This is a genomic window from Stenotrophomonas sp. TWI587 (assembly GCF_039674145.1).
Taxonomy (GTDB): Bacteria; Pseudomonadota; Gammaproteobacteria; order Xanthomonadales; family Xanthomonadaceae; genus Stenotrophomonas; species Stenotrophomonas maltophilia_AY.
Map to the genome: position 1 here is coordinate 82,670 of NZ_JBDJMW010000007.1, position 26,425 is coordinate 109,094.

Here is a 26,425-nt window from a genome sequence, read left to right on the forward strand (position 1 = left end):
CTGCACCGATGATCATTCGTCCTCGTCCCCACGGCTGGCAACTGCTCTACATCCTGCGCGGCTCCATCGTTCCGGCGGTGGCCCCGAAGGTGCTGGCGATCCTGCTGCTGTCGATCGCGGTGGCTGCCCTGGCCGAGCTGTGGCATCCGCCGGGCATCGAGCGCGTGTCGGTGGCACCGTTCACGCTGCTGGGCCTGGTGCTGTCGATTTTCCTGAGCTTCCGCAACAACGCCTGCTTCGAGCGCTGGTGGGAAGGCCGCAAGCTGTGGGGCCAGCTCATCTATGAATCACGCAGCCTGGCCCGCCTGTGCCAGGCGCTGCTGGTCGACGATCCTGCGCTGCGCGACCGCGTGTGCCGGCTGTGCATCGGCTTCGCGCATGCGTTGGCCGCCCGCCTGCGTGGCCGCGACATGGCGCTGGCGGCGCTGCCGTGGGTGCCCGAGGCCGATCGCGCGCGGTTCGGCCAGCGCCTCAACGCGCCCGACCAGCTGCTGGCGATGATCGCCGCCGATCTCGCCCAGGCGCTGCGCGCCGGCCAGCTTGATCCGTTCCTGTACACCCAGTTCGAAACGCGCCTGCATGCGCTGTCCAGCATCCAGGCCGGTTGCGAGCGCATCCTGACCACGCCGCTGCCGTTCGCCTACACGCTGCTGCTGCACCGCTGCGCCTGGCTGTTCTGCGTGCTGCTGCCCTTCGGCCTGGCCAGCTCGCTGGGCTGGGCCACTCCCGTGGTCTCGGCCGTGCTCGCCTATGCGTTCTTCGGCCTGGATCAGCTCGGCGAGGAGATGGAGGAGCCGTTCGGGCTGGAATCCAACGACCTGCCGCTGGATGCGATGGTGCGTACCGTCGAAATCGATCTGCTCGACAGCCTGGGCGTCCAGCCGCTGCCCGAGCCGCTGCAACCGCGGCAATACCTGCTGCAGTAGTTCCTGCACTCCTTCCTGCATTCCGTTCCGGAGTTCCTCATGGCACACCCCGACTACCGCCCCCGCCGCATGCGTCACGACGAGTTCTCGCGCCGTCTGATGCGCGAGAACACGCTGACCACCGACGACCTGATCTACCCGGTGTTCGTGCACGAGCTGGCCGGCCGCGCGCCGGTGGCCTCGATGCCGGGCGTGGAGCGGCTGTCCATCGACGAGCTGCTCAAGGTGGCGGAAGAGGCGCTGGAACTGGGTATCCCGGTGATCGACCTGTTCCCGGTGATCGATCCGGCCGGCAAGTCGCTCGATGCCGCGGCGGCATGGGATGAAAACGGCCTGGCACAGCGCGCCATCCGCGCGTTGAAGTCGCGCTTCCCCGAGCTGGGCGTGATGACCGATGTCGCGCTGGATCCGTACACCACGCACGGCCAGGACGGCATCATCGATGACAAGGGCTACGTGCTCAACGACATTACCGTGGAGGCGCTGGTCAAGCAGTCGCTTTCGCATGCCGAAGCGGGCGTGGACATCATTTCGCCCTCGGACATGATGGACGGCCGCATCGGTGCGATCCGCCGTGCGCTCGATGCCGCCGGCCACGTCAATGTGCGGATCATGGCCTACTCGGCCAAGTACGCCTCGGCGTTCTACGGCCCGTTCCGCGACGCGGTCGGCAGCTCCACCGGCCTCGGCAAGGCGGACAAGAAGACCTACCAGATGGACCCGGCCAACGGCGACGAGGCCATGCGTGAGATCGCGCTGGACCTGGAAGAGGGCGCGGACATGGTGATGGTCAAGCCGGGCATGCCCTACCTGGACCTGGTGCGCCGGGTGAAGCAGCAGTTCGGCGTGCCGACCTTCGCCTATCAGGTCAGTGGCGAGTACGCGATGATGAAGGCGGCCTTCGCCAATGGCTGGCTGGACGAGCGGGCCTGCGTGATGGAGTCGTTGATCGGCTTCAAGCGCGCCGGCGCCGATGGCGTGTTGACCTATTTCGCCCCGCAGGTGGCGCGTTGGCTGCGCGAGCGCTGACAATACGCGCCCACCCCGATACAGGACGACGATGATGCAGACGATGGGATGGCTACAGTGGGTGACCTGGACGGCCGGTGTGCTGGCCTTCGCCGTGGTGATCGGGCTGGTGATCCGTGGCGTGCGCCGCGCCGCGCGGCAGGCACCGGAGCAACCCTCCGCCGCCGCCCGCATCGCCCGTGAGGCGCAGCTGTCGCCCGCCTTGCAGGCACAGCTGGCCGCGTTGAACCAGCGCAAGGATCGCGGCGAGATCAGCGAAGCGCAGTACGAGCAGCAACGCGCGGCGCTGCTGCAGGCGCACTAGTGCTCGGCCAGCACGATCACGGGTAGCGCCACGCCATGCGTGGCAGCCTTTCGGCGACCGCAGCGTCAACCGCAGCCCATGCCCCGCGGCGCTGTCGGCGCCTTGATCCGGTACAGATCCAGCCCGCCGGCACGCGGTGCGCGTGCCATGCCAGCCAGGACCATCTCCGAAGGCTTGGACGCGTCCACCACCGGCGCGCCGGTCTGGCCGCCGGCGGTATTGAATGACAGCGTCAGCGGCACCGCCGCCTGGCGGTGATCGCAGCTCGCCAGCAAGACCTGCGAATGCCCGTCGCTCGCGCGGGTGAACGCCAAGGCGCCGTCATTGTCCAGCCACGCCGCCCCGAGTTCGTCGGCGGCCGTGTTGAGCGGCGCGGGCAGGGCCTGCGCCGTACCGAGTCCCTCACCCTGCACGGGCGCCAGATACAGATCGAAGCCGCCCTGGGTCTGTTTCCCATTGCGGGAGAACAGCAGCGTGTGGCCATCCGGCCGCAGCGCGGGCGCCCGTTCGTCGTCGCGCGTGTTGAGCGCCGGCAGGGGCTGCACGGCGCCGATCGTGCCATCGGTGGCCACCGGGGCGCGGTACAGATCGAACCCACCCTGGCCGCCGCTGCGGTTGGAGGCGAAGTACAGCCAGCGGCCATCGTGGCTGAAGTACGGGTCGCGCTCGTCGTTGGCGCTGTTGAGCGCGAGCAGGGCAGGGTCCTGCCAGCGGCCATCACGCAGCACCGCCTGCCACAGGTCCCAGCCGCCCCGGCCGCCGGGTCGGTCGCTCGCCCAGACGATGCGCTGGCCATCCGCTGCGATCGTGGCCTGCGCCTCGTTGGCCTTGGTGGAGACCACGCCCATGCCTTCGATGCCGAATTCGGAAAGCGCCATCGCGGCGGGTGTGCAGAGTAAACTGGCGCTCAGCGCGAGCAGAGACAATGGAATGCGCATCATCGCGTCCGTTGGGGTTTGCGTTCCATTCTAGGCCCGGAGCAGGACAACCCATGACCGACCGTTACGCCGTATTCGGCCAGCCCATCGCGCATTCGCAGTCGCCGCACATCCATGCCACGTTCGGCCGGCAGGAAGGCCTGGCGCTGGACTACCGCGCGATCGAGGCATCGCCGGGCGAGTTCCTGGCGGCCCTGGAGGCCTTTGCCGCCGAAGGCGGCGTGGGCGCCAACATCACCGCGCCGCACAAGGAAGCCGCCTTCGCGCTGTGCACCACGCTGACCTCGCGCGCGCGCCGCGCCGGTGCGGTCAACACGCTTCTGCGCAAGGGCGACCGCTGGCACGGCGACACCACCGATGGCATCGGCCTGGTCCGTGACCTCACCGACCGCCACGGGCTGGACCTGCGCGGCCGCCGCACCCTGCTGATCGGCGCCGGTGGCTCGGCCCGCAGCGTGGCCCCGGCCCTGCTGGATGCAGGCATCCTGGAACTGGTCGTGGTCAACCGCACCCCGGAACGTGCCGATGCGCTGATCGATGCGATGGGCGAGCCGGGCCGCGCGATCACCCGCTACTGGGAAGACATCCGCGAGCTGGGCGATTTCGAGCTGATCATCAACGCCACCTCGGCCGGCCGCGACCGCGCCGCGGAGTTCAAGCTGCCGCTGTCGCTGGTCAACAGCATGACCACCGCGGTGGACCTCAACTACGGCGAGGCCGCGATCGCCTTCACCGCGTGGGCGCGCTCGGCCGGCTGCCGCAACATCGTCGATGGGCTGGGCATGCTGGTCGAACAGGCCGCCGAGAGCTTCCTGCAGTGGCACGCGGTGCGCCCACAGACCGATGCGGTCTACACCGAGCTGCGTACCCAGCTGGCCCCGCTGGCTGGCGAGGACTGAGCCGGTGGACATGGATCTTCTGATTTCGATGCTGACCATGGTCGGCGGGCGCCTGCCGGTGCTGATCGCGCTGGCGGTCGCGGTGGTCTGGGTGGTGGATACCCCGCGGGGTGCGATCCGCAGCGTGGCTTTGAGCGCGTTGGGCCTGCTGGCGCTGACCACCCTGGCCGGCCTGGTGCTGAACCTGGTGCCGATGTGGTTGGTGCAGCAGGGCAACTACGGAAATCTGCAGATGATGTCCACGATGCTCGGCGTCGGCCACTTCACGCTCAACCTGTTCGAGGCGCTTGCGCTGGTCCTGCTGGTCTGGGCGATGACCCGCGCGCTGCGTGGCCGTGCCGTTCAACCGGCTCCTCCGCTGCCGCCGCGCTGAGCAGGCGCAGCTGCCTGTCGCGGTCCACACGTACGGCGTGGACCGCGTCACGGATATGAACCGGCGCGGAAACTGGCGCCGGTCACGGCCCCCCGGTCGTGAGAAAATGGGGACCGTGATCCAGTCAGGCAGTCCCCCGGCGTGACCGAAAAAGTTGAAGCCCCCCGCGCCCTGAACGACGAACTCAAGGCCGGCATCCGCGACGCCTACGCCAAGCTGCAGGCCAATACGCCCGGCTTCAGTACCCGGCGCTCGCAGAGCCAGATGATCGGCGTGGTGTCGCGTGCGCTCTCGCACAGTGGCGGCGTCGGCGTGGTCGAAGCGCCCACCGGCGTTGGCAAGTCGCTGGGCTACCTGACCGCGGGCGTGCCGATCGCACTGGCGACCAAGAAGAAGCTGGTGATCAGCACCGGCACCGTGGCGCTGCAGTCGCAGCTGGTCGAGCGCGACATCCCCAATTTCCTCAAGGCCACCGGCATCGAAGCCACCGTGGCGCTGGCCAAGGGCCGCACCCGCTACCTGTGCACCCGCAACGCCGCTGAAGCGCATGGCGATGGCGCGCAGGAAGGCATGTTCGACGACGAGCAGCCGTTGTTTGATCGCCCGCTGGCGCCGATCGAGATGGATCTGGCGCAGTCGCTGAGCAAGGCCTTCCTCGAAGGCCGCTGGAACGGCGACCTGGATAATGCCCCGGAGACGATCAGCAACACGCTGCGCTCGCGCATCACCACGCCGGCCTCCGGTTGTGCCGGGCGCAAGTGCGCGTACTCGGCGCAGTGCGCGGTGCTGCGCTCGCGCAATACCGTGCGCGAGGCGCAGATCGTGGTGACCAATCACGCGCTGCTGTTGTCGGCGCTGTCGATCGGCGAGAGCGACAACGGCCAGCCGCTGATCGCTCCGCCGTCGGACATGCTGCTGGTGCTCGATGAAGGGCATCACATCGGCAACGTCGCCATCGACCAGGGCGCGGCCAGCCTCGCGCTGGACGAAATGGCCAAGCGCACCGGCCGCCTGCAGGTGCTGATCGCCGCGTCCTACCGCGCGGTGGACAAGGACAAGCTCGGCAACCTGCTGCCCAACGAGGCGATCGAGGCCGCCGCCAAGGTCAGCAAGCAGCTCAAGGCCTTCCGCGATGTGATCGACCGCAGCTGGCGACCGGACCCGTCCGCGCAGGAACCGATGTGGCGCGCTCCGAATGGCCGCCTGCCGGACATCTGGATGCCGGACATCGAGGCCATCGCCGACGACACCCGCGCGCTGTTCAACTGGGCGCATGCCGCGTTGACGCAGGTCGCAAAGGGCAAGCCCGAGGACGCCGCGCGCGAGCGCCTGCAGCGCAACCTCGGCATGGCGCTGGAGATGATCGAGCAGCAGCACAACCTGTGGACCGGCTGGCGCCGCGAAGACAAGGAGGGCCAGCCGCCGACCGCGCGCTGGATCACGCTCTCGCGCGATGGCGATCTGATTCTGCATGGCTCACCGATCTCGGCCGCGAACGTGTTGCGCAAGCTGCTCTGGGATGAAGTGGACTCGGTGGTGATGACCTCGGCCACGCTCACCGGCGGTGGCGATTTCCAGGCACTGGCGATCGACAACGGCATTCCGGCCGAGGCCGAGATGGTCTCGCTGGCCTCGCCGTTCGATCTGCCCAACCAGGCGCAGTTGATCGTGCCGGCGTTTCCGGTGACCCCGGATGACAAGGAAGGTCACCCCAGGGAAGTGGCCAAGTACCTAGTCAAGGAACTGGACTGGGGCAAGGGCAGCATCGTGCTGTTCACCTCGCGCTGGAAGATGGAAAAGGTGGCCGAGCTGATGCCGGCCGCGCAGCGCAAGCAGGTGCTGGTGCAGGGCGAAACCGCCAAGCAGAAGATGATCGACGAGCATCTGCGGCGCACCTCGGCCGGGGAGGGCTCGGTGTTGTTCGGGCTGAATTCCTTCGGCGAAGGCCTCGATCTGCCGGGCGAAGCCTGCACCACGGTGGTGATCACCCAGGTGCCGTTCGCCGTGCCGACCGATCCGCAGACCTCCACGTTGAGCGAGTGGTTCGAGAGCCGCGGCCTGAACGCCTTCAACCTGATCGCGATCCCGCACGCCCTGCGCACGCTGACCCAGTTCTCCGGCCGGTTGATCCGCACCTCCACCGATACCGGCCGCGTGATCATCCTCGACTCGCGGCTGCTGACCCGCCGTTACGGCAAGCGCATCATCGATTCACTGCCGCCGTTCAAGCGGGTGATCGGGTAGCGCTGAGTACTTCCTGGCAGCTCGGTCAGAGGGTGCTTCCGTGAGGCGCGGCCGAGGTGTCTGGATGACGGCAGGCCTGGTGGGAGATGGCCTGCTGGTAGCTCTGGCCGAAGCACCGGACAAACGCATCGACGATATCGAGATTGGGCGGCCAGGCGACCTGCATCACCTCCCCGCTCGGCATCGTGAAGTCGAAGAAGCCGTTCTCGACGTTGGTCCCAGGCGGCGCAGGCAGGGCTGCGAGCGTCGCGCGGGCGGCGGCCAGGGCCGCGCGGTCCTTTTCGATGAGCGCGACGCTGGCATCCACGTAAGGATTCCAGCCGCCTGCATCCGGCGCAGGTTTGTAGGTCTGCCTCATCAATGTGACCGCCTGCGCGTCCTGCCCGGCCTGCGCGCGCATCTGCGCTTCATGCCAGATCATCGTGGTGTTGCCGGCGGCCTTGGGCTGCGCACGATAGGCCGCGATGAGATCGGCAGCAGCGAGCTGGCACTGGGCCTTCTCCGCCATCGGCCGCCAGCCGCCTTCCAGATCCTGATCAAACTGCTCCGGGCTCAGCGCCAGCATCGCGGCGCGATCCACGGCGCAGTCCTCGGCAAAGGCCGGACATGCGGCGGCCGACAAGGCCAGTAACAGCAGAGAACGCGTGCCGTGCATCGTCACATCCTTGTTCAGAGGTCTGCACCGAGTGTTTTCCAGAGATGCATAAGGGGTCAAGCGCTCACCCCCGCCGCAACCGCAGGCGCTGCCCCTCGCTGAGGCTGCGCCACAGCCACTCCACCGGGCCGAAACGGTACCGTTGCAACCACCAGGCGCTCAGCCACAACTGCAGTGGGAACACGATCAGCGCTGCTGCGAGGATCGGCCACAGCCCATGCCCTGTCCCCAATCCCAGCCCGAAGCCGGCGAAAAGCGGCACGCAGATCGCGCTCTGCAGCAGGTAGTTGCTCAACGCCATCCGTCCGGCAGGCACGAACACGCGCAGCCAGCGCTCCGCCCAGGCATGCAGATAGAGCAGCGCGAAGCCGCAGGCCAGCGCGATACCCAGCGCCAACGGGGCGACGCGATAGCTCACCCGCAGCAGGTAGCCCGGCACACCGCTGCGTAGCGCAGGCCAAAGCTCTTTCAGCGCAGGCGCGCACGTTTCCAAGGTGAGGAAGACGGCGGCGATCACCGCGCCGCCGAGGCACAGCATCCGCAGGCTGCGCCGATGCTGCAGCGGAGACTGCAGCAGTCCACGGCGGCCCGCCCAGTAGCCGAGCAGGAAGCGGCCCAGCACGAAGAACAGCAGGGCCCAGTTGGTCAGCCGTACCCAGCTGCCGAGCAGCAGGTTCTGCCACCAGGCCTCGACCAGCGTGCCGGAGGACAGTGCCGTCACGGCGGCGCCGTAGACCTGCGCGCGCGGCGCCATCGTCATCACCCACTCGCGCATCCATGGCGACAGCAGCGGTGGCAGGAACAAGGCGATCACCACGCCGGTCACCACCAGCGCGCGATCGCCGAGGTGACGGAACAGCGGCAGGAGCAGCCCGACCAGCGCGTAGGTCAGCAGGATGTCGCCCCACCACAGCACCGTGGCATGCAGCAGGCCGATCAGCGCCAGTGCGGCCATGCGGCGCAGGTGCGGTGCCACGCCCGCTGTGCCACGGGCGTCCATCTGCATGGCAACCCCCATCCCGAACAGCAGGGAGAACACCGTGATCGCTTTGAGGTCCACCACCCAGCCCATGCCGGTGCGGATCACGTGGTCGAGCGCGGCGCTGGGCAGGGCCTGCTGGGTGGATGCATCCAGCAACCCATCCAGCGAGAAGAAGCGCAGGTTGACCAGGAACACGCCGAGCAGCGCGACGCCGCGCAGGGCGTCGATCAGGGGCTGGCGAGGCGATGGCGCGATCATGCGCCGCAGCGTAGCCGATCCGCCCGCGCGGCGCGCCTCAGTCGTCCAGCTTGGCCAGGTCGCGCACCGCGCCCTTGTCAGCACTGGTGGCCAGCAACGCATAGGCCTTCAGTGCACCGGTGACCTTGCGCGGACGCGCCTCGCGCGGCTTCCAGCCGAGCGCGTCCTGTTCGGCGCGGCGTGCGGCCAGTGTGGCGTCATCGAGCAGCACATCGATGCGCCGTGCGGGAATGTCGATGCGGATGCGGTCGCCGTTGCGCACCAGGCCGATGGATCCGCCCGAGGCCGCTTCCGGCGAGGCATGCCCGATCGACAGGCCCGACGTGCCGCCGGAAAAACGGCCGTCGGTGAGCAGGGCGCAGTGCTTGCCCAGCCCCTTGGATTTCAGATAACTGGTCGGGTACAGCATCTCCTGCATGCCCGGGCCACCGCGCGGGCCTTCGTAGCGGATCACCACCACATCGCCGGCCACCACGTCATCGGCGAGGATGCCCTGCACGGCGGCGTCCTGGCTTTCGAACACGCGCGCGTTGCCTTCGAACACGTGGATGGATTCGTCCACGCCAGCGGTCTTCACCACGCAGCCATCGACGGCGAGATTGCCACGCAGCACCGCCAGCCCGCCTTCGGCCGAATAGGCGTGCGCGACGGCGCGGATACAGCCTTCGGCACGGTCGACATCCAGCGTCGGCCAGCGCGTGGCCTGGCTGAAAGCGACCTGGGTGGGGACGCCGGCGGGCCCTGCGCGGAAGAAATCGTGGACCTTTTCATCGATGCTCACCGCGACATCCCAGCGCGAGATCGCCTCGGCCAAGGTGCGGCTGTGCACGGTCGGCACGTGGGTATGCAGCAGGCCACCGCGCGCGAGTTCGCCGAGGATGCCGAACACCCCGCCAGCGCGATGCACGTCCTCCATGTGGTACTTCGGCGTGTTCGGGGCGACCTTGCACAGCTGCGGCACACGCCGCGAGAGCGCGTCGATGGCATGCAGGTCGAAGTCCACCTCCGCCTCCTGCGCCGCGGCCAGCAGATGCAGGATGGTGTTGGTCGAGCCGCCCATCGCGATATCCAGGGTCATCGCGTTTTCGAAGGCTTCGCGGGTGGCGATGCCGCGTGGCAGTGCACCCGCCTCTTCGCCGCCATACCAGCGGTGGCACAGTTCCACGATCAGGCGTCCGGCGCGGCGGAACAGCTGCTCACGGTCGGCATGCGTGGCCAGGGTCGAGCCGTTGCCGGGCAGCGACAGGCCCAGCGCTTCGGTCAGGCAGTTCATCGAATTGGCGGTGAACATGCCCGAACACGACCCGCAGGTGGGGCAGGCGCTGCGCTCGTACTCGGCGACCTTCTCATCGCTGGCGCTTTCATCGGCGGCGATCACCATCGCATCCACCAGGTCCAGCTTGTGCTCGGACAGCCGCGTCTTGCCCGCTTCCATCGGCCCGCCGGAGACGAACACCACCGGGATGTTCAGGCGCAGGGCGGCCATCAGCATGCCGGGGGTGATCTTGTCGCAGTTGGAAATGCACACCAGCGCATCGGCACAGTGCGCGTTGACCATGTATTCCACCGAGTCGGCGATGATCTCGCGGCTGGGCAGTGAATACAGCATGCCGTCGTGGCCCATGGCGATCCCGTCATCCACCGCGATGGTGTTGAACTCCTTGGCGACGCCACCGACCTGCTCGATCTCGCGCGCCACCAACTGGCCCAGGTCCTTGAGGTGCACGTGCCCGGGCACGAACTGGGTGAACGAGTTGGCGACGGCGATGATCGGCTTGTGGAAGTCGCCATCGGTCATGCCGGTGGCGCGCCACAGGGCGCGTGCGCCGGCCATGTTGCGGCCGGCGGTGGAGGTGCGGGAGCGGTATTCAGGCATGGTGGCTGGCAGGATCTGGCGGGCCGTGGGGGCGCGTTTCAGCTCGATTCTGCCGAAAAATTCCGGTTGCGTTTGCAACCGTTGCCAACGGTGTTTCCCGGGCAAAACCTGAAACCGCGTTCAGCTGGGCGACTTTGCCGGTTTTGGTTGTTCGCCCCGATCAGGCATGATTGGGGAGATAACCGCACTAGGGGGCATGACGCCATGAAACGTTCCAGGACCACTGCGCTGCTGCTGATGAGCGCCGCGCCGCTGCTGTTCACCGCCTGCCAGAAGAACGAGGCCGTGCAGGTGCAGGAAGGGCTCTACACCTCGGTGCAGGCCTGTACCGAAGCTACCGGCGATCCGTCCAGCTGCCGCACCGCTTTCGCCGAAGCGCAGAAGCAGTCGGCCGATGCCGCCCCCAAGTACGCCACGCGTGAAGCCTGTGAGGCCGAGTACAACGCCGAGCAGTGCGTGGAACAGAAGACCTCCACCGGCCACTCGTTCATCGGGCCGATGATGATGGGCTTCTTCATGTCGCAGATGCTCAGCAACCGTGGCGGCGCAGGCCTGGCCCAGCAGCCGGCGGCAAGCCCGGCCTACCAGGACAAGGCCAAGGGCTGGGCACGCCCGGGTCCGTCCACCGGTGGCATGAACACGGCCAGCGGCATCGGCGCCGGCAAGGCCGGCCTGGCGCCGGTCAACGCCACCCCGAACCGGGCGGTCACCGCCAGCCGCGGCGGCTTCGGCAACACCAGCAGCAACCGCAGCAGCGTCGGCGGCTGATCGATGCAGCGCGTGCGTATCGCCGAGCGCAGCCAATGGCGCGCTCGGGCCGAAGAATCCGGGTTCCGTTTCCACACCATCGATGGCCTGCCGTACTGGGATGAAACCGCGTACTACGCGTTCACTCTGCGCCAGATCGAACAGGACATCGAAGATCCCAGCGCCGAGCTGCATGCCATGGCGATGGATCTGGTGGACGAGGTGGTGGGCAGCCAGCAGTTGATGGACCAGCTGGCGATCCCGCCGCAGTTCCGCGACTGGATCGCCGACAGTTGGCGCCGCCGCGAGCCGCACCTGTACGGGCGGCTGGATTTCGCCTACGACGGCAGCGGCCCGGCCAAGCTCTACGAGCTGAATTACGACACGCCCACCTCGCTGTTTGAAGCGTCGTTCTTCCAGTGGCAGTGGCTGGAAGACCAGCGCAACCAGAACCGGCTCCCGCCGCATGCCGACCAGTTCAACGCCATCCATGAGGCGCTGGTCGAGCGCTTCGGTGAACTGGCCGCGCAGCTGCCGCCGCCGCTGTATTTCAGTGCGGTCGGTGCGTCGGAAGAAGACCAGGGCACGGTCGCCTACCTGCGCGACTGTGCGGCCCAGGCCGGCCTGCGCGGCGACGCGATCGCGATCGAGGATATCGGCCTGTCCGAGGACGGGCGCTTCACCGCGCTCGACGACACCGTGATCGGCAGCCTGTTCAAGCTGTATCCGCTGGAAGACCTGATGACCGAGTCGTTCGGCCAAGCGCTGCCCGCTTCGGGCGTGCAGCTGCTGGAACCGGCATGGAAGGCGATCCTCAGCAACAAGGGCGTGCTGCCGCTGCTGTGGCAGCGTCACCGTGGCCACCCGAACCTGCTCGCCGCCGAATTCGACGATGGCAGCGAGCTGCCGCGTGGCTGGGTGCGCAAGCCGTTGTTCTCACGCGAGGGCGCCAATGTGGCCATGCACCTGGCCGATGGCAGCTGGCAGGAAAGCGAAGGCCCGTACACCGGCCCGGCAATCCGCCAGGCCGCGCATCCGCTCACCGCGTTCGATGGCGGTTATCCGCTGATCGGCAGTTGGGTGGTGGGCGATCAGGCCTGTGGCATGGGCATCCGTGAGGACAACAGCCGGATCACCCGCGACAGCGCCCGCTTCGTACCGCACGCGATCATCGACGAAGCGCCGACGCGCATCTACCTCTGACGGTTACAACAGCCCATCCCGCTTGACTGCCAGATAGCGCTCCACCAACGCGCCGGGCAGCGCTTCGGCGGTGACATCCAGTACCATCACCCGGTGGCTGCGCAGCGCGTCATGTGCGTCGCTGCGCTGCTGCAGGTAACGCGCGATCGCACCGGCCTGGGTGGCGTCCTGCAGGGTCTCCACCGGCTGGGACAGCGCATCATCCAGCTCGCGTTCGCGCAGGCTGGCCACGCACACCAGGTGCTGGCGCTGCAGCAGGCGCACCGCGGCGAGCAGATCTTCAATGTCCTCATCGCGCACGTTGGTGACCAGCATCACCAGTGAACGGCGGCGCTGGCGCAGCGACAGTTCGGTGGCGGCGGCAAGGTAATCGGTGGCAACCGGCTGCGCCTGCAGATCGTAGCTGGCGCGCAGCAGGGTATCGATGGTGCCCATGCCGCGCTTGGGTGCGACCCAGCGGCTGTCGCCCCCGGCCGCGAACAGGCCCACACCGTCGCCCTGGCGCAGCGCGAGGTAGGACACCACCAGCGCCGCATTGAGCACATGATCGAAATGCGACAGCCCACCTTCGCTGGCCATCATGCGTCGGCCGGTGTCGATCATCAGCACCAGCTGCTGGTTCTTCTCGTCCTGGTATTCGCGGGAAACCAGCTTGCGCGCACGCGCGGTTGCCTTCCAGTCGATCTGGCGCAGGCTGTCGCCGACGCGGTACTCGCGCATCTGGTGGAAATCCGTGCCTTCGCCGCGGCGGCGCTTGAGGTGCGCGCCAACCAGGCGCGAGGCCTGTTCGGCACTGAACAAGGCGAAGCGCGTCAGCGGGGCGAAGTTCGGGTACACGCGCACCGCCAGCGACGGCGGCAGCTGGCGCCGTTGATGCCACAGCCGCCACGCACTGTGCATGCGTAGGTGCACGCCCTCGAAGACGAAACGGCCACGCGCGGTCGGGGTCAGTCGGTACGCCACGCTGCTGGTGACCATCGGCTTGAGCGCCAGTGATCGCGGCAGGCCCTGCAGGCTCCAGCCACCGGGCACCAGATCGAACACGTCCACGCGCTGGTGGCGGCTCGATTCCAACCGCAGCGTCGCCTCACGTTCGACATTCAGTGCCAGCGACTCCGGCAGCTCGCGGTGCACACTTGGCGAGGGCTGGCCGCGCAGGCGCAGCAGGTCCACCAGCGCGATCAGCGCCACCCCGGCACCGATCGCCCACCAGATCCAGTGTGGCCAGATGCCGATGACCACGGGCACGCCGAGCAGGCCCCAGCCGGCCAGCAGTGCCAGCAACAGTGCGCGCGGCCTCATGCCGTCCGCTCGGGATGGAGGGCGCGCCGGTTCATTTGCGCGGTGCGTCCACCTTGGCCAGCAGGGCGGTCAGCGCATCGTCGGCACTCTGCCCTTCGATCTGCAGTTCCGGTGCGAGGGCGATGCGGTGGCGCAGGGCGGGCCTGGCGATATCGCGCACGTCATCGGGGGTGACGAAATCACGACCGGACAGCACGGCCTGCGCACGGGCCGCACGCACCAGCGCGATGCTGCCGCGCGGGCCGGCACCGAGCGCGATACCCGGCCATTGCCGCGTGGCGGCGACGATCCGCACCGCATAGTCGATCACTTCCGGGTCGACCGTGATCGCGGCGGTGGCCTGCTGCAACGCGACGACCTCGGCCGCATTCAGCACGCGTGGCACCTGCGACAGATCGAAATCGGCGGCGCTGCGGCCGGTGGTGATCGCATCGACCATGCGCTTCTCGTCGTCCAGCGTCGGGTAGTCGATCAGCACCTTGAGCAGGAAACGGTCCAGCTGCGCTTCGGGCAGCGGGTAGGTGCCTTCCTGCTCGACCGGGTTCTGCGTGGCCAGGGTCAGGAACGGCGGGGTCAGCGCGAATGCCTTGCCTTCGATGGTGACCTGGCCTTCCTGCATCACTTCCAGCAGGGCCGACTGGGTCTTGGCCGGGGCGCGGTTGATTTCATCGGCGAGCAGCAGATTGGTGAACACCGGGCCGCGACGGATCTTGAAGCTCTCCGTCTTCGGGTCGTACACCGCATGGCCGCTGACATCGCTGGGCATCAGGTCCGGGGTGAACTGCACGCGGCCGTAATCCAGCTCCAGCGCCTGGGCGAGGGCACGCACCAGCAGGGTCTTGCCGAGCCCGGGCACCCCTTCGATCAGCACGTGGCCACCGGCCAGCAGCGCGATCAGGATCTGGTCCAGCACCTCGGGCTGGCCGATGAAGGCCTGGCCCACGGCCTCACGGACGGCATCGACGCGTTCGGACAACGGCGATGGCAACGGCGACGGCAACGGTGATGGCGTCACGGCAGGCGGGGACAGCGGCGGCGGAAGCGTCGGCTCGGTCATAGCAGGTTTCTCATCTGGATCAGCAGGCGGATGCGGTCGCGCAGGCCGGCGACGTCGTTGGAGGCGGGTGGGGTCAAGGCAGTCCGCACGCGCTCGTGCGACCACTGCAGCACCGTGGCGATGGCGTGCACCTGGCCCTCACCGGTGAGGGCGGCTGCCGTGGGTGAACGCCGCCGCAGACGGGCCAGGAAGGCCCGGCGCACGGCGTCGTACAGCAGCGGTGCGCTGCCGAAGCGCAGCAGGTGCTCGCCGCTGGCGCGGATGTGTTCCAGCAGCGAGCGACGTTCGGCGGCCGGCGAGGGCAGTTCACTGCCCAGGCGCTGCGCGCGCTGCCACAGCCAGCCGAGCAGCGCCAGCAGCAACGGCGCCCACACTGGCCAGCCGAGGTAGAACACGCGGTTCCACAGGGAGGGCGGGCGCGAGGCGTACACCAGCCACACCGTCCCCTTGCCATAGTTGGGCGCCAGCACGTAGCGGGTGAGATCGCGGTGGGCCTTGTCGTGCAGGCCATCAACGAGGGCGTTGGCAGCGGTTGGCGGAACGGTCGGGTTGGGCCGGCCCTTGCCATGCATGAAGGCCATGTCGGCCAGCACATCGATGCGGCCCTGGCCGTGGCGCAGGCGGGCGAAGACCAGGTCATAGTCGTCACCCCATCCACGCTCAAGGGTGATGCCGGAAGGCGGCTCGGCGGAGAAGCGGCGTCCATTGCAGAACTCGACATGCTGGGGGTCGTCGCGCACGTGGAACCGCTGGCAGTAACTTTCGTAGCCTTCGCTGTCCACGCCGAGTGCTTCCAGCAGCGGACCATTAGGCGCGGTGTCCTTTCCAGTCGGCGGCGTCCGCACGACCAGATGCCCGCCCTGTTTCACCCACGCCATCAGCGTGGCGACGGTGGGGGCTGGAATCTCCGCACTGTCCTGTAGCAGCACCACGGTATCGCCTGGTGCCAGCGGCATGCGGGCAAGGTCCAGGCGCGGGCGCGACTGCACCGTGATCCCATCGGCCCGCAGTGCCTGGCCGAGCACGTACAGCGCGTTGTAGCTGGCCTCACCCTGCGGTGGCAGATGCTCGGTGTGGGTGACCCGCTCGTGTGTGCGCAGGAACAGGATCGCCAGCGGCACGCAGATCACCAACAGGCCCAGCACGACCAACAACCAGCGCAGACGGACGCTCATGCGCGCCACCCGAACTGGTGCTGCAGGGTCGCAGCCAACGCATCGAACTCGTCATCGCTCGGCAGCCGACCGGCATACGCCGCGTACTGCCACACCCGCACGATGCGCGCGAACAGGCTGCGGTCGGCCTCGACCGGCATCCGCCGCGAGGCACGCAGGCACTGCGCTTCGGTGGCACCCGGCGGCAGGGTGATCGCGGCGCGTTCGCTCATCGATTCCACACTGGCCCGGTACAGCAGCGCCAGCGCCTGGCGGGGGCGCGCCTGTTGCCACAGCGCACGTGCACGCGCGGCAGGATCGGGCGGGGCCACGTCGGGTATCCGGATCGGCTCTTCCACGACCGCGGCGGCCTTCGCACGACGGCGCTGGCCGGAGCCACGCAGCCACGGCAGCCAGCGCGGTGCGGTGGCCAGCAGCAGCAACACCAGGACCCCGACTACCGCCCACAGCGTCCACTCGGCGATCCGGGCCGGCAGCACCGGGCCCTTGCTGCCGCGTTTGCCATTGGCTTTGGCCGCGGCCTCACGTTTTGCCTTCTCCGCCTCGGCCGCATCGCGTTCGATGCGTTTCCACTCGGTGACCTCACGGGTCGGGCTCTGCAGCGGGTCTTCATACGCGCGCTGCACGGCCTGGCGGAAGCCAGCGGTATCCACCGCGTCATCGCCAAAGATGACCGTGGGCGTGTTGTCCGGATCGTTGTCGTAGGTCCGCGGCGCCTCATCGGCTTCATCGTCGTCGCCGCCGTCCGCGTCCGCGTCCGAAGCCGCTTCGGCGTCTTGCGCAGGCGAGGCGGCATCATCAGCCGGGGCCGGCAGCGCGCTCTTGGTGTTCGACTGCGCCGGCAGCTGCTGGGCATGCAGCGCTGCGCCGGGCCAGACCAGCACCACGGCCAGTACCAGCAGCGGCGCGGCCTGCTGCAACCGTGCGTGCAGGCGCCGGAAGGCGATTTCCAGGTCCCAGGCTTCCATCTGGGTGCGCCGGTCCAGATACAGGCCGAAGCCGGCGCCGACATAGAACGGACCGATCAGCGTGGCCGCTCCCCAGAACAGCAGGTTCACGCCCAGCTGCATCCAGGCCGGCATGTCCTGCTTGGCCAGCTCCCACGCCGCACGCCAGGACTCGGACAACAGGTCCACCGGAATGAACAGGAACACGGCTGCGATGCCGCCCACCACCAGCACCACCTCGAAGACCATGCATACCATCGTCAGCAGCACACCGTAGCCCAGCGCGCCACCGGCGATGGCGCGACGACGTTGGCGACGATGCGCCGGATCGGCGCCTTCCAGCAGGTTGACCGGTAGCAGCACCGAACGCAGCGGGCTCAGCCGTCGCCAGCCCAGATAGCCCCAGAAGCCCTGCCAGCCCCACGTGCGCTGCGCGCGCAATGTCTGCGCGGTGGTCGACGCATCGCCGAATACCCCGCGCGAGATCACGTACAGCGCGATGCGCTCGAACAGCGGCTTGAGCCACCACATCGCCAACCAGGCCCAGCCGAAGCTGTCGGTCCACCAGGCCAGCGCGTTGAGCAGCATGAACACCGGCAGCGACACGATGATCCAGGGCGCCCAGATCGCCGTGGCATGCCGGCGTACCAGCGCCATGCCCAGTTCCATGGCTTCCCAGCCCGAGCGCGCGCGCAGCACGACGTTGAGCCGATCAATCTGCATCGGCCGCCCCACGTCCGCCACGCCACAACCACACCAGCACCGTGGTCCACAGCACGGCCGCCACGCTGTATTTGCCCCAGGCCGGGATCGCGGCGATCGAGGACCAGAACGCTTCGATGAAGGCGGCGATCAGCAACATCGCGGCCACCCCCACGCACAGCTTGGCCCCGATCACGCCGCCCTCGACCAGCGCATCGATGCGCCGCCGGCGTCCGGGCGCGAGCAGTTTCATGCCCAGCTGCAGGCCCGCCCCGCCGGCGATCACGATCGCGGTCAGCTCGAACGCGCCGTGGCCGGCCACGAAGCGCCAGAACGGATCGCCATGGCCGATGTGCTGCAGATGACCGGCGACGGACCCGATGCCGACGCCGTTGAACAGCATCACCAGCACCGTACCGACGCCGGCGATCAACCCGAACGCGAATGTGCGCAGGCCGATGCTGATGTTGTTCATGATGTAGTAGCCGAACATCGTCCAGTTGGTGCCGCTGTCGCGGCCCAGGTTCGGCGAGGCCGGATCGTACATGCGCTCGAACTCGGCGATGCGCGCGTTGTCCATCAGCAGGTGGATCAGCTCCGGGCGCCACAGGATCAGCGCGAAACTGCCGACCAGCGGCACCACGAACAACGCCGCGGCCACCCACATGCTGCGCGCCTGGCTGCGCACCAACTGGGGGAAATCGGCAAACAGGAAGGCCAGCGCGCGCTGCCACTGCGGGCGCGGCGTACGGTAAAGCAGGGTGTGTCCCTGCTGCATCAACTGTTGCAGGCGCGCCACCAGCTGCGGGCTGTAACCGCGCCGTCGCGCCAGCGCGAGCTGCTGGCACAGGCGACGGTAGCGCTGCGGGAAGTCGGCATCGTCCAGACCTTCATGGGCCGGCTGCCGTCGCGCCTGCCGAGGGCGCTCACCCCGCTGGGCCAGCCACTGTTCCAGCGCCTGCCACTCGGCCTGGTAGCGGGCGACGAACTGTTCCTGTCTCATCGCCGTCCCAGCAGCCAGTTGGCCATGGCATACAGGCGCAGCACGCCGACCTGGCCGTGGCTGTCGGTGAGCGGCGAGGCGATGTGGGCCAGCTCCTGCTGGCGCGGCGCAGACAGGCGTGGCGCACGTTCGGCAAAGGCGACCACGGCTGCCTGTTCGGCCGGCTGCAACGGCTGCGGCGGGGCCAGCACGCTGCCGACCGGCACCGTGCCGCCCACCGGGGGTGCGCTCTGGTGGATCACCACGGTTCCCGCGACCAGATCCCCCAGCCGGCGGCCATGGGCATCGAACAGGCTCGACATCAGCCCCAGCGCGTAGCCGAACGGCAGCATGTCCACGGTGCGCAGCAGGTTGCGGGTGATCGCGCTCATCCAGCCGATCGGTCCACCATCGCGCGCCACCACACGCAGACCCATCGCGCGCTTGCCCAGGGTGCGGCCCCAGCACGCTTCCTGGACGATGGTGTAGGCCCACATCAACAGGAACATCAGGCCCAGGTAGAGCCCTTGGCCGAATCCACCCAGAAAGGCCAGCGGAATGCTCAGCAGCATCAGCGCGCCCACCCGGATCACGAAGTCGATCCCCCAGGCCAGCGCACGCGGCAACGGCCCGGCTACGGGCAGGTGCAGAGGCACGCCTTCGGGGGTGATGACTTCCCGGTAGGTATCCAGCATGGGCGCGCTCATCGGCGACACGTCACGGCGGATCGTACGGAAGGCCACAGGGGACGCCGGATTCCTCTCCGGTCTGCCAGCGGGGGCATGCGGTTCTCGACTGCTTCCTGGTCGGCTGAGGACTTTACCGCAATCAACCCCGGTACTGATCCTTCAGGCGCACGTAGTGATCGGCCGAGTAGTGCAGCGACTCGATCTCCTTGTCGCTCAGCGTGCGCGCCAGCCGTGCGGGGTTGCCCAGCCACAGCTCGCCTTCGCCGACCACCTTGCCCGGGCCAAGCACCGCGCCGGCGCCGAGGAAGCCGTGCGTGCTCACCGTCGCGCCATCGAGAATGCACGCCCCCATGCCGATCAGGCAGTAATCGCCGATCGTGCAGGCATGGATGATGGTGCCGTGGCCGACCGTGACGCCTTCACCGATGAGGGTGGGGTAGCCGCCCTTGTTGAACGGACTGTGGTGGCTGACATGGATGATGGTGCCATCCTGGATGTTGCTGCGCGCGCCGATCCGCACGTGGTTCACATCGCCGCGGATCACTGTGCCCGGCCACACCGACACGTCATCGCCCAGCACCACATCGCCGATGATCGTGCAGGCCGGGTCGATGTAGACGCGCTCGCCGAGCACGGGGTGTTTGTCGAGGAAGGGGCGGATCGGGGACATGCGCAAACTCCGGCAACGCAGGGGCTGGGACGCCGCCCGCAGCGTTGTCCCGGCCCTCGATGATAACGCGGGTGCGCCCGCCGCCCGCCGGTGGTTGCTGTGTTACGCGACTCGGATGCGGCGCGCGCGTTCCAGATGCACCAGCAGCAGCGAGATCGCCGCCGGGGTCATACCGGGGATGCGCTGGGCCTGGCCGATAGTCTGCGGCCGCACGCGTTCCAGTTTCTGCTGCACTTCGGCCGACAGGCCACGCACGCCGGCGTAATCGAAATCCGCGGCGATGGCGGTGTTCTCGTGACGCTGCTGGCGCTCGATCTCGTCGCGCTGGCGGTCCAGGTAACCAGCGTATTTGACGCCGATCTCGACCTGCTCGGCCACCTTGGCATCGGCCACGGCCGGGCCGAGCGAAGGCACCTGCATGAGCTTGGCGTAGTCCAGTTCAGGGCGCTTGATCAGATCCAGTACGTTGGTTTCGCGGCTGACCGCCACGCCCAGCGTGGCTTCAACTTCGCGGCCGAGTGCGTTGCCCGGCGTGGCCCACAACGCACGCAGGCGTGCGGTTTCCTGCGCCACGGCGGCCTGCTTGGTCTGGAACGCGCTCCAGCGGCGGTCATCGACCAGCCCGAGCTCGCGGCCGAGGCCGGTCAGGCGCACGTCGGCGTTGTCTTCGCGCAGCTGCAGCCGGTACTCGGCGCGGCTGGTGAACATGCGGTAGGGCTCGTTGGTGCCGTGGGTGATCAGGTCATCGACCAGCACGCCCAGGTACGCCTCGTCGCGGCGCGGGCACCAGCCGGTGTCGTCGCGGGTGAAGCGTGCGGCGTTGAGGCCGGCCAGCAGGCCCTGCGCGGCGGCTTCTTCATAGCCGGTGGTGCCGTTGATCTGGCCGGCGAAGAACAGGCCGCTGACGGTCTTGGTCTCCAGCGTGTTCTTCAGCCCGCGCGGATCGAAGAAGTCGTACTCGATCGCATAGCCCGGGCGGGTGATATGCGCGTTCTCGAAGCCGCGCATGCTGCGCACCAGCTCCAGCTGCACGTCAAACGGCAGCGAGGTGGAGATGCCGTTGGGATAGATCTCGACCACGTCCAGCCCTTCAGGCTCGACGAAGATCTGGTGGCTGGCCTTCTCGGCGAAGCGCACCACCTTGTCCTCGATGGAGGGGCAGTAGCGCGGGCCGATGCCTTCGATCTGGCCGCTGTACAGCGGCGAGCGGTGCAGCGCGTTGCGGATGATCTCGTGGGTGCGCTCGCTGGTGTGGGTGATCCAGCAGCTCACCTGCGCCGGGTGCTCGGCCACGCTGCCGAGGAAGGACATCACCGGGCGCGGATCGTCGCCGGGCTGTTCTTCCATGAGGCTGTAGTCCAGCGAGCGGCCATCGATGCGCGGCGGCGTGCCGGTCTTGAGGCGGTCGATCACGAACGGGCGCTCGCGCAGGCGTGCGGCCAGCGTCGTCGCCGGGGGATCGCCCATGCGGCCGGCGGCGTACTGGGTTTCACCCACGTGGATCTTGCCGGCCAGGAAGGTGCCGGCGGTCAGCACCACCGCGGCCGCGCTGAAGCGCAGGCCGGTCTGGGTGATCGCACCGCGCACGGCATCGCCTTCGATGATCAAGTCATCGACCGCCGCCTGGAACACGGTGAGGTTGGGCTGGGCTTCGACGATCTGGCGGATCGCCATGCGGTAGAGATTGCGGTCGGCCTGGCAGCGCGTGGCACGCACCGCCGGGCCCTTGGAGGCGTTGAGCGTGCGCCACTGGATGCCCGCGCGGTCGGCGGCATGCGCCATCGCGCCGCCCAGGGCGTCGATTTCCTTGACCAGGTGGCCCTTGCCGATCCCGCCGATGGCCGGGTTGCAGCTCATCGCGCCGATCGTTTCCACGTTGTGGGTCAGCAGCAGGGTGCGTGCACCGCTGCGCGCGGCTGCCAGCGCGGCCTCGGTGCCGGCGTGGCCGCCGCCGATGACGATCACGTCGTAGCGGTAGAAGGTGTCAGTCATGGCGGAGGAGCTCGGGACGGGGCCGGACGGCCCGGATCAGCCCTGGAGGCAGGGCGCGGGTGGCGATTTTAGCGCCATTCGTCGGGGGCCATGAAATCCACCCTCAAGTTGGCACGTTTTCTGCAGATAACCCAATAGCACCCAGGATGGCATGCGCCTTGTGCGTAACGGACCGGAATTGGAACAGGGGCCGGTCCAAGCGCATCGTGGGGAAGCAGAGGGGCCGGCAGTCGGGGGACTGCCGGCCCTGTTTTTTTGCGGGACTGCACGCCTTCAAGGGGTGCAGATACAAAAGGCCCCGCCATTGGCGGGGCCTTCTGCTTTTAAGGTGCCGACATCCGACAGGGCCGGAACAGGGGGGATCCAGATGTTCCTGGCGGATATCGACATAGAACCGAATGTGACGCCACTTGTCGCTTTTGGCACTTTGTGACCGTGGTCGTCACCGCCCGGCTAGATTGAACCGCCGGGCGCGTGAAAATCAAGCCATCTCAGGGCTCAACTGTGCGTTGGTTCGCATTGTTGAGATTCCGCCACGGGGAACCGTTCATCCTCGGCGACGCCGGGCGCGGTGCCTGGGCCGGGCGTGCCTGCGGCGGCGGCGACGGACGCTGCTGTTGCTGTGGCGGCTGGCGACGCGGACCACTCATCGAATCCATGTTCCGCCACGGCGAGCCGCCGTTGTTCGGACGCGGGCGATCCGGCGGACGGGTCGGCTGGCCATTGCCGTTGCCGGGGCGCGGCGGCGGACGGTGATTGTGCGGTGGGCGATAGTTCGGGTACGGGCGGTAGACCGGGTAGCCGTAGCCACCGCCATACCCGCCGTAGCCGTAATAGCCACCGCCGCCGTAATAGCCGCTGCCGTAACCGTAGGGATAGCCGGCCGGGTAGCGGTACTCGACCGAGGGAGCGCCGTGGTAGTAACCACTACCGCCACCGCCACCGCCGACATAGTCGTACGTCGCGCAGCCGGACAAGGCCAACAACAGGCCACCGGCAAGAACAAGGCGCATTTTCATGATGGGTCCCCCCAAAGGGCTGTAGGGCCAGCTTCAGCCCACGGCATTGAATCAGCCCTTAACTCGGCCCGATCCGAATGAATGGTTGCCATGCTGACATGTTCAGCAAGACGGGTGTGGATGCGGGCCATACGTTAATCTTGCGTCATGAGCGATTCACCCTTGCCCTGTGTTGACGACGTGCTGGCGGCGGCGGCACGCATTGCCGCGCACGCCTGCGTGACCCCGGTCCTGCGCTCGCGCACGATCGATGCCATGACCGGCGCGACCGTCTCCTTCAAGGCCGAACACCTGCAGCGCAGCGGTGCCTTCAAGTTCCGCGGCGCCTGCAATGCGGTCTGGGCGCTGGACGAGGAACAGGCCCGGCGCGGGGTGGTCACCCACTCCTCGGGCAACCATGGCGCCGCGTTGGCGCTGGCCGCGCGTACCCGCGGCATCGCCTGCCACGTGATCGTGCCCGAGGGTGCGGTCGCGGCGAAGCTGGCCAACATCGGCCGCCACGGGGCCACCCTGTGGCGCTGCGACGCCTCGATCACCGCGCGTGAGGCCATGTGCGCCCAGGTCCAGGCCGAGACCGGGGCGACCCTGGTGCATCCCTATACCGACACCCAGGTCATTGCCGGGCAGGGTACGGCCGCGCTGGAGTTGCTGCAGGCCAGTGATGGGCTGGACCTGCTGGTGGTGCCGGTCGGCGGCGGCGGCCTGGCCGCAGGCACGCGGCTGGCGCTGCAGGCTGCCGCCCCGACGGTCGAACTGGTTCTCGCCGAGCCGCAGGGGGCGGCCGATACCGCCCGCTCGCTGGCGGCGGGCGAGCGACGCATCGATTTCACCCCCGACACCGTCTGCGACGGCCTGCGCGGAACACTGGGCGCGCCCAACTTCGCGCTCCTGCACGGCGCAGCACAGGTGATCACCGTGGCCGATGCCGACACCGTCGCGGCGATGCGGGTGATCTGGCAGGTGCTCAAGCAGGTGGTCGAACCCTCGTCGGCGATCGCGTTGGCAGCGATCCTCGCCGAACCAGGCCGCTTTGCCGGCAAACGTGTCGGCGTGGTGCTGTCCGGCGGCAATGTCGATCTGGATGCCCTGCCGTGGGGGATGGCATGAGCCGACGCGCAGGGGTGGGGTTCTTCGGCTGGCTGTGGCGGCTGTGTGTGCTGCTGGCGGTCTGGCTGCTCGGGGTCACGGCATGGATCGTGTGGATCGGCGAGCGCGACCAGGCCCAGAAGGCCGATGCGATCATCGTGCTGGGCGCGGCGGCCTACGACGCCAAGCCGTCACCGGTGTTCGAAGAGCGCATCCGGCACGGGCTGGATCTGTATCAGCAGGGCTATGCACCGCTGCTGATCTTCACCGGTGGCTACGGGGGGACCGGCGCGCGTTTCTCCGAATCGCAGGTGGCACGACGCTACGCGCTCAAGCAGGGCGTGCCCGATGACGCGATCCTCATCGAGACCGCCTCACGGACCACCCGGCAGAACCTGATCGAGGCGCGGCGCTTGATGGAGCAGCGCAAGCTGCACCGCGTGATCATCGTCAGCGATCCGCTGCACATGGCGCGCGCGCTGCGTCTGTGCCGCGAGCTGGGCATCGATGCGCTGGCCTCGTCCACGCCGAGCACGCGCTTCCGCAGCTTTCACACCAGCTGGCGGTTCCTGGCGCAGGAAATCTATTTCTTCCACCGCGATCTGTTCCCGTCGTAGAGACGACCGTTGGTCGGCTCTACGCGATCAGCGTGGTCGGCTCAGGGCGTTTTGCGGCGGATCGGAATCGCCGACACCGGCACCGTGGCGACATCGTGCCCACGCTCGCGGATCGGCGCGCCGCCTTCCGGCGCCCAGGCATGTGCGTAGATCACTTCCCAGCTGCTGGGCAGCTTGCCGTCTTCGCGCCGCAGCGGCTCGTAGGCCGCACGGGCGGCATCGAAGCGCCCGCGTCCGGTCAATGTGTGGCGGCGGTCCTGGCGCGCGTTGGTGGCGCCGATCGCCTGCAGCTCGCGCATCAGCGCGGTCAGGTCGTCGTAGGTCAGGGTGAACAGGTCGCGGTCCAGCACCGGGTCGCGGAAGCCGGACATCATCAGCGCATCGCCGAACTGCGCGATCGGCGCGAAACGGCTGACATGCGGCACCGCGTCGGCTGCAGCGAACGCATCGCGCAGCTCGATCAGCGTCTCCGGCCCGAACGTGGAGACCAGCAGCAGCCCGCCGGGCTTGAGCGCACGGCGGAACCCGGCGAACACCGCCGGCAGATCCTCCACCCACTGCAGGCACAGATTGCTGAAGATCACGTCCACGCTCTGGTCCAGCACCGGCAATGCCTGCGCATCGCCGCACACGCGCGAGAACGGCTTCCACCAGCCGGCCTGCTTCTTCGCCTCGCGCAGCATCGGCTGGGCCAGATCCAGTGCGATCACCTGTGCCTTGGGCCAGCGCTTCTTCATCAGCGCACTGGCGTGGCCGGTGCCGCTGCCGACATCGAGCACCACCTGCGGCTGGCGGTTTTCCAGGTAGTCCAGCGATTCGAGCAGGCGCTTCTCCACCTCGCGCTGCAACGCGGCGGCGGCATCGTAACTGCTGGCGGCGCGCGAGAAGGCGCGGCGGACGTGATGGGGATCGAAGCTGGACGTCATGGAGTACTCACGGCTCAAACGGTGGTGCGGGTGGAATCAGAAGGTGCCCGGGTAGGCGCCGCCATCGATCAACAGGTTCTGCCCGGTGATGTAGCCGGCCTGGGCGCTGCACAGGAAGGCGCAGGCGGCACCGAACTCGTCGGCGGTCCCGAAGCGGCCGGCGGGAATGTGGGTGCGCTTGCGTTCGGCCAGCTGCCCGGCATCGATGCCCTGCTGCTGCGCCAGGTAGGCGAAGTTGCCGCGCAGGCGGTCGGTATCGAACTGGCCCGGCAGCAGATTGTTGAGGGTGACATTGTGGGCGACGGTCTTGCGTGCCAGCCCGGCCACGAACCCGGTCAGCCCGGAGCGTGCGCCATTGGACAGCCCGAGGATGTCGATCGGGGCCTTCACCGAGGAGGAGGTGATGTTGACCACGCGGCCGAACCCGCGCTCGATCATGCCATCCACGGTGGCGCGGATCAGCTCGATCGGGGCCAGCATGTTGGCATCCAGCGCGGCGATCCAGTCCTCGCGGGTGAACTGGCGGAAATCGCCCGCCGGCGGCCCACCCGCGTTGTTGACCAGGATGTCCACCTGCGGACACGCGGCCAGCGCGGCGGCGCGTCCGTCCGCGGTGGCGATGTCGGCGACTACCCCGATCACCCTGCGCGCGCCCGGCAGGGCCTGAAGCTCAAGCACGGCACGGTCCAGTGCGGCTTCACCGCGCGCGGCGATCACCACGTTGACGCCTTCGCGCGCCAGCGCGCGCGCGCACCCCAGGCCGAGACCTTTGCTGGCGGCGCAGACCAGGGCCCAGCGGCCGGCGATTCCAAGATCCATGGGTCAGT

General features: G+C 68.2%; 25 protein-coding genes. 10 read left to right on the top strand and 15 right to left on the bottom strand.

The genetic code is table 11. From position 1 onward, the window contains the following. Positions 1–8: 8 nt before the first annotated feature. Genes ABE464_RS12925 through ABE464_RS12935 form a run of 3 tightly spaced genes read left to right on the top strand, consistent with a single transcriptional unit; the run spans position 9 to position 2,259 of the window. Positions 9–926, top strand: a complete 918-nt coding sequence (locus ABE464_RS12925) for a bestrophin family ion channel (RefSeq protein ID WP_346472291.1) — start codon at positions 9–11, stop codon at positions 924–926. Positions 927–965: 39 nt separating this feature from the next. Beyond that, positions 966–1,955: a porphobilinogen synthase gene (hemB, locus tag ABE464_RS12930; RefSeq protein ID WP_313209399.1), complete on the top strand. Its 990-nt coding sequence runs from the start codon at positions 966–968 to the stop codon at positions 1,953–1,955. A gap of 34 nt (positions 1,956–1,989) precedes the next feature. Further along, the gene (locus ABE464_RS12935; RefSeq protein WP_346472292.1) at positions 1,990–2,259 is read left to right on the top strand and encodes an SHOCT domain-containing protein; all 270 of its coding nucleotides are present in this window, start codon (positions 1,990–1,992) and stop codon (positions 2,257–2,259) included. Positions 2,260–2,324: 65 nt separating this feature from the next. On the opposite strand, the gene ABE464_RS12940 is transcribed toward ABE464_RS12935, so the two are convergent. Beyond that, positions 2,325–3,197, bottom strand: coding sequence for a TolB-like protein (locus ABE464_RS12940; RefSeq protein WP_346472293.1), 873 nt, complete (start codon positions 3,195–3,197; stop codon positions 2,325–2,327). Between the two features lie 53 nt (positions 3,198–3,250). Between ABE464_RS12940 and aroE the strand changes: the two genes are divergently transcribed. The 3 genes from aroE to dinG all read left to right on the top strand — a co-directional run bounded on the left by aroE (position 3,251) and on the right by dinG (position 6,713). Then, on the top strand, positions 3,251–4,096 hold the full coding sequence (gene aroE / locus ABE464_RS12945) for a shikimate dehydrogenase (protein WP_346472294.1): 846 nt from the start codon (positions 3,251–3,253) through the stop codon (positions 4,094–4,096). Between the two features lie 10 nt (positions 4,097–4,106). Further along, positions 4,107–4,469, top strand: a complete 363-nt coding sequence (locus ABE464_RS12950; RefSeq protein ID WP_346472295.1) for a hypothetical protein — start codon at positions 4,107–4,109, stop codon at positions 4,467–4,469. Positions 4,470–4,610: 141 nt separating this feature from the next. Beyond that, positions 4,611–6,713, top strand: a complete 2,103-nt coding sequence (dinG, locus tag ABE464_RS12955) for an ATP-dependent DNA helicase DinG (RefSeq protein ID WP_346472296.1) — start codon at positions 4,611–4,613, stop codon at positions 6,711–6,713. A gap of 25 nt (positions 6,714–6,738) precedes the next feature. On the opposite strand, the gene ABE464_RS12960 is transcribed toward dinG, so the two are convergent. The 3 genes from ABE464_RS12960 to ilvD form a co-directional block, all read right to left on the bottom strand. Beyond that, positions 6,739–7,368 (bottom strand): hypothetical protein, encoded by a 630-nt coding sequence (locus ABE464_RS12960; protein WP_346472297.1) that lies wholly within the window; start codon positions 7,366–7,368, stop codon positions 6,739–6,741. Positions 7,369–7,432: 64 nt separating this feature from the next. Further along, positions 7,433–8,608 carry a DUF418 domain-containing protein gene (locus ABE464_RS12965; protein ID WP_346472298.1) on the bottom strand — a complete coding sequence of 392 codons (1,176 nt, stop codon included), beginning with the start codon at positions 8,606–8,608 and terminating at the stop codon, positions 7,433–7,435. Between the two features lie 37 nt (positions 8,609–8,645). Then, positions 8,646–10,484 carry a dihydroxy-acid dehydratase gene (ilvD, locus tag ABE464_RS12970; protein WP_346472299.1) on the bottom strand — a complete coding sequence of 613 codons (1,839 nt, stop codon included), beginning with the start codon at positions 10,482–10,484 and terminating at the stop codon, positions 8,646–8,648. Positions 10,485–10,688: 204 nt separating this feature from the next. On the opposite strand from ilvD, the gene ABE464_RS12975 reads away from it, so the two are divergent. Both ABE464_RS12975 and ABE464_RS12980 read left to right on the top strand, forming a co-directional pair. Further along, positions 10,689–11,252: a DUF1190 domain-containing protein gene (locus ABE464_RS12975; protein WP_259262015.1), complete on the top strand. Its 564-nt coding sequence runs from the start codon at positions 10,689–10,691 to the stop codon at positions 11,250–11,252. Positions 11,253–11,255: 3 nt separating this feature from the next. Then, on the top strand, positions 11,256–12,434 hold the full coding sequence (locus ABE464_RS12980; RefSeq protein WP_346472300.1) for a glutathionylspermidine synthase family protein: 1,179 nt from the start codon (positions 11,256–11,258) through the stop codon (positions 12,432–12,434). A 3-nt stretch (positions 12,435–12,437) separates the two neighbouring features. Here ABE464_RS12980 and ABE464_RS12985 read toward each other — a convergent pair whose 3' ends face one another. The 9 genes from ABE464_RS12985 to ABE464_RS13025 form a co-directional block, all read right to left on the bottom strand. Beyond that, positions 12,438–13,736, bottom strand: a complete 1,299-nt coding sequence (locus tag ABE464_RS12985) for a DUF58 domain-containing protein (RefSeq protein ID WP_346472301.1) — start codon at positions 13,734–13,736, stop codon at positions 12,438–12,440. A gap of 31 nt (positions 13,737–13,767) precedes the next feature. Then, the gene (locus ABE464_RS12990) at positions 13,768–14,793 is read right to left on the bottom strand and encodes a MoxR family ATPase (protein WP_346472302.1); all 1,026 of its coding nucleotides are present in this window, start codon (positions 14,791–14,793) and stop codon (positions 13,768–13,770) included. Then, positions 14,790–15,968 carry a DUF4350 domain-containing protein gene (locus tag ABE464_RS12995; RefSeq protein ID WP_346472303.1) on the bottom strand — a complete coding sequence of 393 codons (1,179 nt, stop codon included), beginning with the start codon at positions 15,966–15,968 and terminating at the stop codon, positions 14,790–14,792. Before ABE464_RS12995 ends, ABE464_RS12990 begins: the two co-directional genes overlap by 4 nt. Continuing rightward, the gene (locus ABE464_RS13000; RefSeq protein ID WP_346472304.1) at positions 15,965–17,638 is read right to left on the bottom strand and encodes a DUF4129 domain-containing protein; all 1,674 of its coding nucleotides are present in this window, start codon (positions 17,636–17,638) and stop codon (positions 15,965–15,967) included. Before ABE464_RS13000 ends, ABE464_RS12995 begins: the two co-directional genes overlap by 4 nt. Further along, on the bottom strand, positions 17,628–18,620 hold the full coding sequence (locus ABE464_RS13005; protein ID WP_346472305.1) for a stage II sporulation protein M: 993 nt from the start codon (positions 18,618–18,620) through the stop codon (positions 17,628–17,630). Before ABE464_RS13005 ends, ABE464_RS13000 begins: the two co-directional genes overlap by 11 nt. Continuing rightward, positions 18,617–19,306 (bottom strand): RDD family protein, encoded by a 690-nt coding sequence (locus tag ABE464_RS13010; protein ID WP_346472306.1) that lies wholly within the window; start codon positions 19,304–19,306, stop codon positions 18,617–18,619. Before ABE464_RS13010 ends, ABE464_RS13005 begins: the two co-directional genes overlap by 4 nt. 121 nt (positions 19,307–19,427) lie before the next feature. After that, on the bottom strand, positions 19,428–19,958 hold the full coding sequence (locus ABE464_RS13015; protein WP_346472307.1) for a gamma carbonic anhydrase family protein: 531 nt from the start codon (positions 19,956–19,958) through the stop codon (positions 19,428–19,430). A 102-nt stretch (positions 19,959–20,060) separates the two neighbouring features. Beyond that, positions 20,061–21,950, bottom strand: coding sequence for a tRNA uridine-5-carboxymethylaminomethyl(34) synthesis enzyme MnmG (gene mnmG, locus ABE464_RS13020; RefSeq protein ID WP_346472308.1), 1,890 nt, complete (start codon positions 21,948–21,950; stop codon positions 20,061–20,063). 491 nt (positions 21,951–22,441) lie between these two features. Continuing rightward, positions 22,442–22,969: a hypothetical protein gene (locus ABE464_RS13025; RefSeq protein ID WP_346472309.1), complete on the bottom strand. Its 528-nt coding sequence runs from the start codon at positions 22,967–22,969 to the stop codon at positions 22,442–22,444. Between the two features lie 147 nt (positions 22,970–23,116). Between ABE464_RS13025 and ABE464_RS13030 the strand changes: the two genes are divergently transcribed. Both ABE464_RS13030 and ABE464_RS13035 read left to right on the top strand, forming a co-directional pair. Beyond that, on the top strand, positions 23,117–24,076 hold the full coding sequence (locus ABE464_RS13030) for a pyridoxal-phosphate dependent enzyme (protein ID WP_346472310.1): 960 nt from the start codon (positions 23,117–23,119) through the stop codon (positions 24,074–24,076). Further along, entirely contained in the window at positions 24,061–24,672 is a 612-nt protein-coding gene (locus ABE464_RS13035; RefSeq protein WP_346472311.1) for a YdcF family protein, read from the top strand. The genes ABE464_RS13030 and ABE464_RS13035 overlap by 16 nt, the downstream gene beginning before the upstream one ends. Positions 24,673–24,713: 41 nt before the next feature. Here the strand turns inward: ABE464_RS13035 and bioC are convergent, their stop codons facing one another. Then, positions 24,714–25,598 carry a malonyl-ACP O-methyltransferase BioC gene (gene bioC, locus ABE464_RS13040; RefSeq protein ID WP_346472312.1) on the bottom strand — a complete coding sequence of 295 codons (885 nt, stop codon included), beginning with the start codon at positions 25,596–25,598 and terminating at the stop codon, positions 24,714–24,716. A 36-nt stretch (positions 25,599–25,634) separates the two neighbouring features. Next, on the bottom strand, positions 25,635–26,417 hold the full coding sequence (locus tag ABE464_RS13045; RefSeq protein WP_346472313.1) for an SDR family oxidoreductase: 783 nt from the start codon (positions 26,415–26,417) through the stop codon (positions 25,635–25,637). Positions 26,418–26,425: the final 8 nt, after the last annotated feature.